This window comes from Haloarcula sp. KBTZ06, from assembly GCF_048595605.1.
In the GTDB taxonomy this organism is placed as follows: domain Archaea; phylum Halobacteriota; class Halobacteria; order Halobacteriales; family Haloarculaceae; genus Haloarcula; species Haloarcula hispanica.
The window spans coordinates 2,727,744-2,740,574 of the sequence record NZ_CP184337.1; the positions used below are offsets into that span (position 1 = coordinate 2,727,744).

General features: G+C 64.4%; 12 protein-coding genes and 2 tRNA genes. 7 read left to right on the forward strand and 7 right to left on the reverse strand.

Annotated features, from left to right (window positions below; translation table 11 throughout):
* Window positions 1–72 precede the first annotated feature (72 nt).
* The 6 genes from ACNO8S_RS14220 to ACNO8S_RS14245 are packed head-to-tail and all read right to left on the reverse strand — an operon-like array spanning window position 73 to window position 8,214.
* On the reverse strand, window positions 73–498 hold the full coding sequence (locus tag ACNO8S_RS14220; protein WP_004515442.1) for a NusA-like transcription termination signal-binding factor: 426 nt from the start codon (window positions 496–498) through the stop codon (window positions 73–75).
* The gene (gene rpoA2, locus ACNO8S_RS14225; RefSeq protein WP_014041492.1) at window positions 498–1,685 is read right to left on the reverse strand and encodes a DNA-directed RNA polymerase subunit A''; all 1,188 of its coding nucleotides are present in this window, start codon (window positions 1,683–1,685) and stop codon (window positions 498–500) included. Before rpoA2 ends, ACNO8S_RS14220 begins: the two co-directional genes overlap by 1 nt.
* A 2-nt stretch (window positions 1,686–1,687) precedes the next feature.
* The gene (locus tag ACNO8S_RS14230) at window positions 1,688–4,597 is read right to left on the reverse strand and encodes a DNA-directed RNA polymerase subunit A' (protein WP_014041493.1); all 2,910 of its coding nucleotides are present in this window, start codon (window positions 4,595–4,597) and stop codon (window positions 1,688–1,690) included.
* The gene (rpoB, locus tag ACNO8S_RS14235; RefSeq protein ID WP_023843439.1) at window positions 4,594–6,420 is read right to left on the reverse strand and encodes a DNA-directed RNA polymerase subunit B; all 1,827 of its coding nucleotides are present in this window, start codon (window positions 6,418–6,420) and stop codon (window positions 4,594–4,596) included. The genes ACNO8S_RS14230 and rpoB overlap by 4 nt, the downstream gene beginning before the upstream one ends.
* A gap of 1 nt (window position 6,421) precedes the next feature.
* Window positions 6,422–7,987, reverse strand: coding sequence for a DNA-directed RNA polymerase subunit B'' (locus tag ACNO8S_RS14240; RefSeq protein WP_004959113.1), 1,566 nt, complete (start codon window positions 7,985–7,987; stop codon window positions 6,422–6,424).
* The gene (locus ACNO8S_RS14245; protein WP_004959115.1) at window positions 7,987–8,214 is read right to left on the reverse strand and encodes a DNA-directed RNA polymerase subunit H; all 228 of its coding nucleotides are present in this window, start codon (window positions 8,212–8,214) and stop codon (window positions 7,987–7,989) included. Before ACNO8S_RS14245 ends, ACNO8S_RS14240 begins: the two co-directional genes overlap by 1 nt.
* 276 nt (window positions 8,215–8,490) lie before the next feature.
* Between ACNO8S_RS14245 and ACNO8S_RS14250 the strand changes: the two genes are divergently transcribed.
* The 7 genes from ACNO8S_RS14250 to ACNO8S_RS14280 all read left to right on the forward strand — a co-directional run bounded on the left by ACNO8S_RS14250 (window position 8,491) and on the right by ACNO8S_RS14280 (window position 12,567).
* Window positions 8,491–8,563: transfer RNA gene (locus tag ACNO8S_RS14250), tRNA-Asp, on the forward strand.
* 51 nt (window positions 8,564–8,614) lie between these two features.
* Window positions 8,615–8,687, forward strand: a tRNA-Asp gene (locus ACNO8S_RS14255).
* A 405-nt stretch (window positions 8,688–9,092) separates the two neighbouring features.
* Window positions 9,093–9,746, forward strand: coding sequence for a hypothetical protein (locus ACNO8S_RS14260; protein ID WP_005537126.1), 654 nt, complete (start codon window positions 9,093–9,095; stop codon window positions 9,744–9,746).
* 117 nt (window positions 9,747–9,863) lie between these two features.
* Window positions 9,864–10,160 carry a winged helix-turn-helix transcriptional regulator gene (locus ACNO8S_RS14265; protein ID WP_170832126.1) on the forward strand — a complete coding sequence of 99 codons (297 nt, stop codon included), beginning with the start codon at window positions 9,864–9,866 and terminating at the stop codon, window positions 10,158–10,160.
* Window positions 10,161–10,234: 74 nt separating this feature from the next.
* Window positions 10,235–10,723 (forward strand): metallophosphoesterase family protein, encoded by a 489-nt coding sequence (locus ACNO8S_RS14270; protein WP_014041495.1) that lies wholly within the window; start codon window positions 10,235–10,237, stop codon window positions 10,721–10,723.
* A 106-nt stretch (window positions 10,724–10,829) separates the two neighbouring features.
* Entirely contained in the window at window positions 10,830–11,603 is a 774-nt protein-coding gene (locus ACNO8S_RS14275; RefSeq protein WP_420182145.1) for a coenzyme F420-0:L-glutamate ligase, read from the forward strand.
* Window positions 11,590–12,567, forward strand: a complete 978-nt coding sequence (locus tag ACNO8S_RS14280) for a 5,10-methylenetetrahydromethanopterin reductase (RefSeq protein WP_420182146.1) — start codon at window positions 11,590–11,592, stop codon at window positions 12,565–12,567. Before ACNO8S_RS14275 ends, ACNO8S_RS14280 begins: the two co-directional genes overlap by 14 nt.
* Here ACNO8S_RS14280 and ACNO8S_RS14285 read toward each other — a convergent pair.
* The gene (locus ACNO8S_RS14285) at window positions 12,524–12,742 is read right to left on the reverse strand and encodes a hypothetical protein (protein ID WP_014041498.1); all 219 of its coding nucleotides are present in this window, start codon (window positions 12,740–12,742) and stop codon (window positions 12,524–12,526) included. The genes ACNO8S_RS14280 and ACNO8S_RS14285 overlap by 44 nt on opposite strands.
* Window positions 12,743–12,831 lie beyond the last annotated feature (89 nt).

Below are 12,831 nucleotides of genomic sequence, written 5' to 3' on the forward strand. Positions count from 1 at the left end.
AAGCGGTTTCTGTCCGTCTCCACATCGACTGCCCGAGCAGGCGGGTCCGTGGACCCGCTCGAATCGCCTCGCTCAGGTCAGTTCGATGCCGTCGATTTCGAAGTGTCGCTTCGCCAGTTGCCGGGCGGCGTCGATGTTTCGGCCTTCGCGGCCGATAGCAGCCCCGCGGTCTTCCTGTGCCACTTCGACGTACGCGACGGTGTCGTCGTTCTCCGAGACGGTGACGTTGTACACCGCGGCCGGCGCGAGCGCGTTGGCCACGAAGTCCTCGGCCGTCTCGGCGGCTTCGACGAGTTTGACCTCGCGGCCGAGGCGCTCCTCGACGCGCTCGACCGTCTGACCGCCCGGGCCGATAGCGTCGGCCATCTCCCCGCGCTTGACCAGATACACCACCTGGTCGTGGTCCTCGTCGACGACGCAATCCCGGACGGTGACGGCTGCCTCGTCCTCGAAGAGGGCGACCAGTCGACGCGCTTCGTCCGAGAGTTCGACCCGCATCAGTCCTGGGTCGTGCCCATCCGGAGGTTGACGTCGCCGGTGCCGAGCTTGATCGGCTTCCCGACGATGACGTTCTCCGTGACGCCGTCGAGTTCGTCGACCTCGCCGTGGATGGCGGCGTCGAGCAAGTGATTGACCGTCACCTCGAACGCTGCACGGGCAAGCACAGAGTCTTTCGACCCCGAGATGCCGTGGCGGCCGATGGACTCGATGGTCCCCTCGTTGGTCATGATGTCGGCCACGAGCATCAGGTGCCGGACGTTCACGTCGTCGAGCCCCTGCTCTTCGAGCGTGTTCATCGTCTCGTTGATGAGCGTCTCGCGGGCCGCTTCGACGCCGAGTTCCCGGTAGATCTCGTGGATGTTGTTACACGTCGTCCGGGAGGCGTCGACGCCCTCGATGTCGAGCACTTCGCCGAAGTCCGACCCCTCGGTGTAGAGGACGAACTCCTCGCCGTTGTCAGTCTCCTCCTTGCGGATGACGACGCGGGTGATCTCCTCGATCCCCTTGAAGACGATCTCCCGCAACTCCTCGACCAGTTGTAGGAGGTCGCGGTAGCTGGGTTCCTCCGGGCCGAACTCGATGACCGTGCCGGCCTGCCGGGTCGAGACGCCGAGATTCGATTCGATGGTCTCGGCGATCTCCTCGGCGATGGCGTCCGTGTCGTTGACCGTCGGCCACCGCTCCAGCAGCGTGTCCTCGTTGAGGTCGATCTCAACGAGCATGTCCGCGACGTTCGTCGAGATGTCACCCAGCGCGAGGATGCGCGTCGCCTCGATCTTCCAGACGACCTCGTGTGCGCGCTCGCGGTCATCCGCGTACTCCTCGTCGAGGTGAACCGTCATCATCGGCGTGTCCGGCGTCTTCCGGGCGTCCACCAGCTCGATGAGCCGTGGCAGGCCCTGGGTCACGTCGATCTCGGCGACCCCCGCGTAGTGGAACGTGTTCATCGTCATCTGCGTTCCCGGTTCGCCGATGGACTGGGCCGAGACGGTCCCGACCGGGTCCAGCGGGTCGACACGCGTGTCGAGGTAGCGGGACTCGACGGCCTTGGCGATGCGGTCGGCGTCGTCGACGCCGACGCCCCGTTCATCGATGGTGCTGTACACTTCGTCTTTCAGCCGTCGCGGCAGCTCAGTGTCCTCGACGACGGCTTCGATGTCTGCTGATACGTCGTGTGCTGTCATTGTTAGTCGTCACCCTCGGCCATCCACCAGTCGTCCGCATGCTCCGAGAGGTTGGTCCGCTCGGTCCGCGTGCCGAGGAAGCTCTCTTTCTGTTTCTCGCTCTCGAACTCCTCGTCGAGGACGCTGTCGGCGATCTGCTCGACGTCGACGATGTCGCCCTCCTGGTTCGAGGACACGTCGACCGGCGACGTGCCGTCCTCGCCGAACTCGAACTGGACGATGGTGTCCGAGGTGTCCCGGACGGTCCCGTCGTACTGCGTTTCGAGTTCTGACAGGGCGTTGATGAGCCGGCGCTGCAGGTACCCGGACTTCGATGTCCGGACAGCCGTATCGACCAGTCCCTCGCGGCCACCCATCGCGTGGAAGAAGAACTCCTTCGGGCCGAGCCCGGAGCGGTAGGACGCCTCCACGAAGCCGTGGGCGTCCGCCGAGAGGTCGTTCTCCTCAAAGTGGCTAAGCGTGCGGTTCTCGTAGCCGCGGTTGATCCGCTCGCCACGGACTGCCTGCTGGCCGACACAGCCGGCCATCTGGGTCAGGTTCAGCATCGACCCACGCGCGCCGGACTCGGCCATGATGACGGCCGGGTTGTCCTCGCCGAAGTGGTCCTCGGCGATGTCACCGGCGGAGTCACGCGCCTTGCCCAGCGTCTGCATGATCTTCATCTCCAGCGTCTCGTCGACGGTCCGACCGGGCAGCGATTCGAGTTCGCCGCGGTCGTAGGTCTCGATGAGTTCCTCGACGCGGTCGTAGGCGCTGTCGATGGCGTCGTTGATCTGCTCTTCGGCCTCCCGCGGGATGGACTCGTCGTCGATGCTGATGGAGAACCCGAAGTGCATGATCGACCGCATCGCCAGCGCCGAGACCTCGTTGACGAGAATCCGGGCGCGGGTCCGCGAGTAGTCCTTGGCGATGGTGTCGACGATTTCGCCCCCGAAGGCCCCGACGGCGTCCTCGTCGATGGTGCCGCCAGTCATCTGGCCGTCCTCGACGACGACAGTGTCGCCAGCAGAGGACGTGAACTCCAGGTTCAGGTCGTCCGGCAGCAGTTCGGAGAACAGGGAGCGGCCGGTCCAGTACTCCTCGCCGTCCTCGTCGACGCCGTCCGCTTCAGGCAGTTCGTCGATACGCGTCGCCCGGAGCAGGTCAAGCGCCTGCGTCTCGTTGAACTTCGGATTGGTGTGGGTCAGCAGGTAGGTCCCGCTGATGTGGTCCTGAATCGCGCCGATGATGTTCTCGCCGAAGCGCGGGGAGAGCATCTGTTCCTGCACGCGCATGAGGACGCGGGCTTCGGCCCGGGCCTCCTCGTTTTGCAGGGCGTGCATGTTCATCTCGTCCCCGTCGAAGTCAGCGTTGTACGGCGGACAGACCGTCGTGTTCAGCCGGAACGTCTTGTACGGCATCACGACGACCTCGTGGGCCATGATAGACATCCGGTGCAGCGACGGCTGGCGGTTGAAGATGATGATGTCGCCGTCGACCAGGTGGCGGGACACTTCCCACTCCGCTTCGACCTTCTCCGCGAGTTCCTCGCAGTTTTTCTCGGTCACCTTCAGCCGGCGGCCGTCCGGCCGCTTGACGTAGTTCGCGCCGGGGTGGGCTTCAGGCCCGTTGGAGACGTAGCGCCGCGCTTTCTCCAGGTTTCGCTCGGTGACGTTCATCGTCTGGGTCATCTCCTTGGCGACCCGGTCCGGCACGCCGACCTCGTTCAGCGAGAGCGTCGGGTCCGGCGAGATGACGGTCCGGGCGGAGAAGTTCACGCGCTTCCCGGACAGCGAGCCGCGGAAGCGACCCTCCTTGCCTTTCAGGCGCTGGGAGAGGGTCTTCAGCGGCCGGCCGGAGCGGTGTCGCGCCGGCGGCGTGCCCGAAATCTCGTTGTCCATGAAGGTGGTGACGTGGTACTGCAGCAGTTCCCAGAGGTCCTCGATAATCAGCTGTGGCGCACCCGCCTCGCGGTTCTCCATGAACCGCTGGTTGATGCGGATGATGTCCACAAGCTTGTGGGTGAGGTCGTCCTCGGAGCGCTGGCCGTTGTCCAGCGTAATCGAGGGCCGCGCCGTCACCGGCGGCACCGGCAGGACCGTCAGAATCATCCACTCCGGGCGGGAGCGGGCCGGTTTCATCCCCAGCACTTCGATGTCCTCGTCCGGGATGTCCTCGAACCAGTCCCGGATGTCGCTGGGCATCAGCTTGTTCATGTCCTCCTCGGTCAGGTCAACCGACAACGCCTTTTCGAGGGCGCGGCGGTCCTCCTGGCGCGGTCGGAACTCGCCGCTGAGAATCTCCTGCACACGGCTGCTGTCGATGCCGGTTTCTTCGGAGAGGTCGATCGGCGAGATCGGGTCCTCGGACTCCTCCATCGCGGCGGCGATCCGCTCGGGGTAGTCCGAGGCCAGCACGTCCTGCACCTCGTAGTACGTGGTCGGCTTCTCGTGTTTGATGTCGTACTGCTTCTCGCCACAGAACGGACAACGGTCCTTCTTGCGGGCCTGCCGGATGGCGGCCTTGGTCACGTCGTTGAGGTCGCGACCGAGGTCCTGGGTCCGTGTCAGTCGGTCAGCGAACTCGTCGCGCTCGTGCTCGTCGAGACAGAGCCGGGAGCACTCCCGGCAGGTCCCGCGCAGGAGTCGGCGGATGAGCTTCGCGAACCCGACGTGGATGACGGGCGCAGCGAGTTCGATGTGGCCGAAGTGGCCGTTACAGGAGCCGCTGTGTTTCCCGCAGGTCTTGCACTCCAGTCCGGGGTCGATGACCCCGAGCCGCGGGTCCATCAGCCCCATGTCGATGGGGAAGCCGTCGTCGTCGTACGTGTCGGCCGTAATCACTTTTGTGGCCGACATCTCGCGGTACTCCTCTGGGTCCATCAGCCCGAAGCTGAGCTGCCCGATTTCCTGGGGTGTCTGTTGTGAGCTCATACTGCGTCCTCCAGTTCGATCCGCGGGGCGATTCCGAGCGCCTTCATCTCGTCGAGCAGGAGCTTGAACGCGTAGGACATCTCGACCTCGTGGATGTCCGTCTCCTCCTCGCAGTTCGGACAGTAGATGCGCCGTTGTTCGACGTTCTCGACGGCGGTCATCCCGCACTGCCCGCAGACGTTGATCCACTCGCGGTCGGACTCGTCGAGCAGGCGCTCCTTGAGCGCCATTGCCGCGCCGTGCCCGATGAGCACGTCCCGCTCCATCTCACCCACGCGCAGGCCACCTTCGCGGGCGCGTCCCTCGGTGGGCTGGCGGGTGAGCACCTGCACCGGCCCGCGCGAGCGGGCGTGCAGTTTGTTCGAGACCATGTGGTACAGCTTCTGGTAGAAAATGTCGCCGACGAAGATCTCCGCATCGATCTTCTCGCCGGTAACGCCGGAGTACATCGTCTCCTTGCCGCTGGAGTCGAAGCCGTGGTCTTCGAGCGAGCCGCGCAGTTCCTCCTCGTCCTCGCCGGTGAAGGCGGTACCGTCGACGCGGCGGCCTTCGAGCGCGCCGACTTTGCCGCCGATCATCTCGAGGATGTGGCCGACGGTCATCCGCGACGGCAGTGCGTGCGGATTGATGATGAGGTCCGGGACGACACCTTCCTCGGTGAAGGGCATGTCCTCCTGCGGGGCGATGTGGCCGACGACACCCTTCTGGCCGTGCCGTGACGCGAACTTGTCCCCGAGTTCGGGGATGCGTTCGTCACGCACCGAGACCTTCGAGAGCTTCGAGCCGTCCTCGCCTTCCATCAGCGTCACCGTGTCCACGACACCGGATTCGCCCGAGCGCATCGTCACGCTCGTCTCCCGGCGCTTCTGGGGCGAGAGGCCGCCCATGTCGTCCGGCTCTTCGAGGAATCGGGGCGGGCTGGTCTTGCCGAGCAGGACGGCGTTCTCGCCGACCTTCGTCTCGGGGTTGACGAGTCCGTCGTCGTCGAGGTGCGTGTACGCTTCCTCGCCGCGAGCGCCGCGGACCTCGTCGTCGGGAATCTCGAAGCGGTCCTCCTGACCGCCGGGATAGCGCCGTTCCTCACCCTCGTACGTGCGGAAGAAGTGCGAGCGGGCGAGCGCGCGGTCGACCGACCCCTGGTTCATCACGAGTGCGTCCTCGATGTTGAAGCCTTCATAACTCATGACGGCGACGACGAAGTTCTGCGCCGCGGGGCGGTCGTCGTAGCCAATCTGCTCGGTGGTCTGGGTCTTGACCATCGAGAGCTGCGGGTAGTGCAGCAAGTGCTGGCGCGTGTCCGGGCGAATGCGGTAGTTCGCCGACGGCAGGCCCAGCGACTGTTTAATCATCCCCGACCCCATCGTAATCCGGGGCGAGGCGTTGTGTTCGGGGTAGGGAATCATCCCGGCACCGATACCGAACATCAGCTGCGGGTCGACTTCCAGGTGCGTGTGCTTCTCCGTGAGTTCGTCCTCGTCGACGCCGACGAGGATGTCCTCTTCCTCCTCAGCGTCGATGAACTCGACGAGGCCACGCTCGACGAGTTCCTCGAATTCGAGCTCGCCCTCTTTGACCTGCTCGACCTCCTCGTCGGTCATCAGCGGTTCGCCGTCCTCGACGACCAGCAGCGGGCGTCGGGCACGGCCAGCGTCGGCGTTGATGATGACTTCCCCGGTCCGGTTCTTGACCGAGACGTTGACCATCTGGGAGACGTCCCCCCGTCGTCGCGCCTGTCGTACCTGTTCTGCGAGCTGTTCCGGGTCGGGATGTGTCCCAACCAGACTACCGTTTACGTATACCTTGGCTTCGCGTCCCTGACTCATATTAATCGTCCGCGGGCTGCTGTTCGATCGACTCGATACCGGGGATGCCCTGGACCCCCATCTCTGCGAGTTCCTGTTTGAGACCCTGTGGGTCCGATACGTCCTGTGACAGCTCCATCGCCTGGGCGAAGTTCTTCACCAGCCCACAGTTGGGGCCTTCAGGCGTCTCCGAGGGACAGATACGACCCCACTGGGTCGCGTGCAGGTCCCGTGCCTCGAAGTGGGGCTGGGAGCGACTGAGCGGCGAGCGCAGTCGCCGGAGGTGTGACAGCACCCCCATGAAGTCGGTCCGGTCGACCAGCTGGCTCACGCCGGAGCGGCCGCCGACCCAGTTCCCCGTCGCGATCGGGTGCTCCAGCCGCTCGGTCAGCACGTCCGAGCGAACGACTGTCGAAACGGAGAGCTGGCGGTTCCGCATGTTGGCCCGTTCGAGCTGGTACTTCACGTCCCGGGCGAGCTTGTTCAGCGCCGTCCGGAACAGGTCGGTCATCAGGTCGCCGCTGACCTTCAGCCGCTTGTTGGCGTAGTGGTCCTTGTCGTCGGATTCGCGACGGCCCAGTGCCAGTTCGAAACACGCCTCGGCCATCCGGCAGAGGTAGAAGGCCTTGTTGATACGGACTTCCTCTTCCTCGACGCCTTCCTCGTGCAGGTGCGGGAGGAGATAGCGGTCGATGACGTAGTTGGCCCGCTTGAGCTGGTAGTTCTTGCCCTGCCCGGAGGCGACACGCTTGCCCAGCGTCTCGATGGCTTCCTCGGTCGTCTGGACCTCGGCCTCCTCCAAGTTCTCCAGCATGAACTTCACGATTTCCGGGTCCTCGCTGACGCGGTGGACGATCTCCTCGTCCGACTCCAGCCCCAGCGCGCGGACCAGCGTGACGAAGTCGATACTGCCCGAAACGGACGGGAACGAGACTTCCAGCAGCCCGTCCCGGGTCCGTTCACACAGCACCAGCGCGCGGTAGCCACGGCGCTGGGAGAACGTCTTGGCGACCTGCACCTCGTCGCCGTACTTGGTGTCGTACTCGGCCAGAATCTTGTTCGGGGCGAGGTCCTCACTGGTCATCAGCACCCGCTCGGAGCCGTTGACACAGAAGTAGCCACCGGGGTCTGCAGGGTCCTCGCCGATGTCGATGAGTTCCTCGTCGGTGAAGCCCGCGATGTTACACTTGTTCGACCCGACCATGATGGGCATTCGCCCGATCTTGGTCTCCGTCCGGTCGACGACTTCCTCCGGCTCCTCCTCACCGCCGCGGACGATGGCCATCTCCATGAACACCGGCGCGGAGTAGGTGATGTTGCGGAGGCGGGCTTCCTGCGGGTACAGCAGTTCCTCGCTGCCGTCGGCCTCGCGAACCCGTGGAGTGACAACACGGACGTCGCCCAGTTCGACCCACACCGGTTCCTGCCCTTCCTTGTCACCGATGTCAGTCTCGATGGTCTCTTTCTCGTCGACGACCTGCTGCATCCCCCGGTCGAGGAAGGCGTTAAACGAGCGGAAGTGGTGTTCGGCGAGCCGTTCCTTGGCGAAATATTCACGCGATATAGCGCGGCGATCTTGTGTGTCCATTATTCTACCACCAGTCGATACACGACGGCTTCGTCCGTCGTTCGAGAGTCGCGGACGATCCGAACCACGTCACCGACTTCGGCATCATCGGGCAGCGCCTTGTCGGTGCGCTTGATCTTCGGAAGGTCCGTCTTCTTGATTTCATACTCCGTGAGTACTGCTTCGAGGTCGTCCTCGTCGACGACACTGTGGTCTGGGACGAGGTCGTGTTGACTTACATCTACCATGTGTGTGCGTGTGCGTTTGGCCTGCTGCTGGAGAAGGTGGCTGTCACGAGATACTACAGGGCCGTACTGTCGGGGTGCATATAACACTTACCAAGTCGCTCTGCCGTGGCTATCGGACCCGCCCACCCTCGCGGACTGCGGGCGTGGTTGCTCCTACCAATCACATGAAGCAGACCGGACATAGAACTTTGGGTCCCGTCATGTGCACTCATCACGGGGCGGATTTCTTTGGAAAGTCTTAATACCGACACCAAGGTACGAAGAAATGCAACGAAGGCCCGGATGGTGTAGTGGCCCATCATACGACCCTGTCACGGTCGTGACGCGGGTTCAAATCCCGCTCCGGGCGTTCCTATTGCGACCCAACTGACGAGCACCGTGCAGTGTGTGCTCGTAGGCTGCCCGGATGGTGTAGTGGCCCATCATACGACCCTGTCACGGTCGTGACGCGGGTTCAAATCCCGCTCCGGGCGTTTCTCTGAATTTGACTCGGTGAGCGACGCGTTTCATCGCGTCGTGATCGCTCACTCCGTTCCGGGCCCCGTTTCAGTGGCTGTCCAGCAAGCAGTAAACACCGCTTACTGGTCGATAAAACGGCATATACTGATATTACACGCCCGGCACAATAGCAGACGTCCGGGGAAGTGCCCCCCTTGGCCTGTCATAGTGTCCGTCCACCGGGGTCGGACGTGCTATCACTTCACGCGGGATGGCATATGTTTTGTGTTGGTTGTAATACTGTCGGCTGTAACTATTTCAAGATATTCGCCACCTCAGGGTGGCGAAATTCTTCACAGACGTACAGCCGACAGTATAAGCCGTGCGGATTAGCGGCTGCCAGCGACAAACTGTTTACGAGGCCCCGCAAAAGAGGGGCCATGGAGGACGTGGATGGCGAGGAAATGCCCGGCGCGATCGTCGAGGCGTTCCTCGAACGCGAGGAGGGCGTCCGGGCGCTGCTTGAGGAACTGGAGAAGCTCACTATCGAGGGCCGTCACGAGGAGGTCCGCGACCGCGTTCGCAATCTGGCCGACAGCGACGAGTCAGTGTTTTACACCGTAGCGTTTAGCCTCACCAACTCCCGGCAGTTCTTTGGCGACGTGGAGGCACAACTGGACGTGACCGCCGCGGACCGGCTTCGGGACCTCGCCGACACGTTTCCCGCGCTGGCCGAGCCGTTCAACATCGTCCGAACGGAGCGGGCAGACGACCGCCTCAATCCGGTGACGGACACGAGCTACGCCGTGAGCTACCACCGCGGGGTCGAGTCGCCGATGGTGACATACAGCCCGCTGTCGGGCGAACAGGAGCTGTACGAGTCCCGCGGAACGCCAAGCGAGGTGTTGCGGGTGGCGTCTGACCTCACGAGCGCGACGACCGACGCGCTGGACGTGGCGATGGATAACGACTACTCGGTCAACACGGAGGAGCTGAGCGCGCTCATCGACCGCCGTGAAGAACTGGAGACGGAGCTGAGCAAGCTCCGGGACCAGCTCGACGAGCTTCGCCGGACGCCGGTCTCGGACGAGTAGCGACTGATGGTTCACATAGGTAGAGAGCGGTACAGAGGGACAACCCGCGTCGCAGTGCCGCAACTGAGGCGTTTATGTGTCACGACCCTAAATGCACAGATACGATTTGCTATGGGAATGGACCGACTGGAAGATCAGGTCGAGAAGGAGGGGCGGGACCTGTCGATCCTCGAAGCCGTCATCGAGAACGGGCCGATCGGTATCGTTCGGCTCGCCGAGGAGACAGGGGTCCCGAAACACAAGGTGCGGTACTCGCTGCGGATGCTGGAAGACGACGAACTCATCGAGCCGACGCCGCAGGGAGCGATTCCGGTGGACAACATCGACGAGCGGGTCGCAACAATCAATGGCGGCATTGATCGACTGGTCGAGCAGTTGGACGGACTGCGGGACGTGTTTTCGTCCACAGAGTAGCGCCGCCACAGCGATCGGTCGGCACCCGTTTCCGTGGCAGAAACCCTTTTTGAACGCCGACGCGATGGATTTGTATGGATGTCGCTCTCATCAGCGATTCGCACATTCCCTCCCGGGAACACGAAATCCCGCCGTCGTTCCGGGAGCGCATCGAAGTCGCGGACCACGTCATCCACGCCGGTGACTTCGACAGCAAGGGGGCGCTCGCTGACATCCGCCACATGGCGACGGGGCTGACCGCCGTCTCGGGCAACATCGACCCACAGATCGGATTGCCGGAGCGGGCGACAGTCGAACTCGGCGGCGTCACGTTCGTCGTGACACACGGCACCGGGTCGCCGCGGGGCTGGGCGGACCGTGTCGCCGCTGCGGTCCGCGACGAGGCCGACAGCAGTGCCGTCGGCGTCGCCGGCCACACCCACGAACTGACGGACACTGTCTACGAGGGTGTGCGGCTCCTGAACCCTGGCAGCGTCACGGGCGCATCGCCGGCCAGCCGACCGACGATGCTGACGGCGACGGTCGAGGACGGCACGCTCGACGTGCACCAATACGAGCTGTAAGGCCTCGGCTGTCGCGGTTCGCTCCCGCGTACCGGCAGCTGTTGCCACTGTTGGCCGGCTTTGCAGCGAACGCGGGTCTTTTTCCCGCAGGGACCGCAGGAACGGTATGGAAGTCTTCGCGGTCGAAGGGTTGCCCGAGGTCCGCCCCGGGGACGACGTGGCGGGGCTGCTCGTCGAGCAGGCCGACCTCCGGGACGACGACGTGATCTGTGTCGCCAGCACTATCGTTTCCAAGGCCAACGGACGCGGCCGGTCGCTATCGTCGTACGAGCCGAGCGCGCGTGCCGAGCGCATCGCGGCGACCATCGAGGACATCGCCGGTGAGGAGAAAGACCCGCGAATGGCACAGGCGATTCTCGATGAGTGTACTGAGGTGCTGGTCGAAGCCCCCTTCATCCTCGGCGTGACGGAGTTCGGGCATATCACCGTCAACGCGGGCATCGACCGCTCGAACGTGCCCGGCGCGGACCTCCTCTTGCTCCCCGAGAATCCGACGGCCGAGGCCGAAGCCATCCGTGCTGGCATCCGCGAACAAGCGGGCGTCGAACCCAGCGTTATCGTCACCGACACGTCGGGGCGGCCGTTCCGACTCGGCCAGCGCGGCGTCGCACTGGGCTGGGCCGGGCTCCCTGCCTCTCGGGACTGGCGGGGTGAACACGACCGCGACGGCCGCGAACTCGAAGCCACCGTCCAGGCCGTTGTCGACGAACTCGCCGCCGCGGCCAACCTCGTCACCGGCGAAGGCGACGGCGGAACACCCGCCGCAGTCGTCCGCGATTTCGACTTCGGCGACCACGCGGGCAGCGAGCAACTGTTCCGCGACCCGGAGAAGGACGTAGTCAGACAAGCACTCAGAGACTGGTCTCATGTACGCGATTGAACTCACCCCGGAACACCCGGTCGCACAGCTCGCCTCGCTTGCCGAACAGGCCGAATCGAACGCGCTCGACGCCGTGTACGTCAGCCATCACTACAACAACCGCGACCAGTTCATGTCGCTGACCGCGATGGCCGAACGGACCGAGGAGATACTGCTCGGTCCCGGCATCGCCAACCCATACGAGACGCACCCGGTGACGCTGGCCTCGCGAGTCGCAACGCTCGACGAACTCAGCGATGGCCGGGCCGTCTTCGGCATCGGACCGGGAGACAAGTCGACGCTCAGCAACCTCGGCTTCGACCACAACGACGCCCTGCGTCGCGTGCTTGAGACGTTCACGACCGCCCGGAAACTCTGGGACGGCGAGCGGGTCGACCACGACGGGACGTTTGAGGCCGTCGACGCCGGGCTGAACTACGAGGTCGGCGAGATTCCGGTGTACGTCGGTGCACAGGGACCACACATGACCCGGATGGCGGCGAAACACGCCGACGGCGCGCTGTACAACGGCGCGCACCCGAAAGACCTCGCGTGGGCACGCGAGCAAGTAGAAGAGATGGCCGACGAACGGCCCGAGGAGTACGGCGAGTTCGACCTCGCGGCCTACGCCAGCGTCTCGGTCGCCGAGGACGAGGCCGAGGCGCGGGAAGCCGCCCGGCCACCGGTCGCGTTCGTCGCCGCGGGGTCGCCGCCGCCGGTGCTCGACCGCCACGGCATCGACCACGACGCCGCCGAGGAGATTGGGCAGGCGATTTCGGCCGGCGAGTTCCCGACCGCGTTCGAGGGTGTGACGGAGGCGATGCTGGACGCGTTCTGTATCGCCGGAACGCCGGAGACGGTGGCCGAGCGCACGGCAGAATTAGAAGAATATGCCGACAGTATCGTGTTCGCGTCGCCGCTCGGGCCGGACGTCGAGACGGCTATCGATTTGCTTGGGGCGGTCCTCGACCGCCGGAGCCACTGAACAGCGACAGCACGGCCCCCAGCGACAGGTACCCGAAGAAGACGACCGAGACGGTCGTGATGACGGCACCGACGGCGAGCATGAGTGCCGCCAGCGGGTCGTTCAGTGCCACGTCGATGAACCAGCCGGGCATGTCGATGATGCTCTGGAGCAGTTCCGACAGCAGTCCTTGCATTACCTGAACGTTAGCGTGGCCCTACTTTGTGTTTGCGTTCCCGGCCACAACGTGGTTGCTCGTGGGTCGCTGTCGTCCGGGGCCACGGG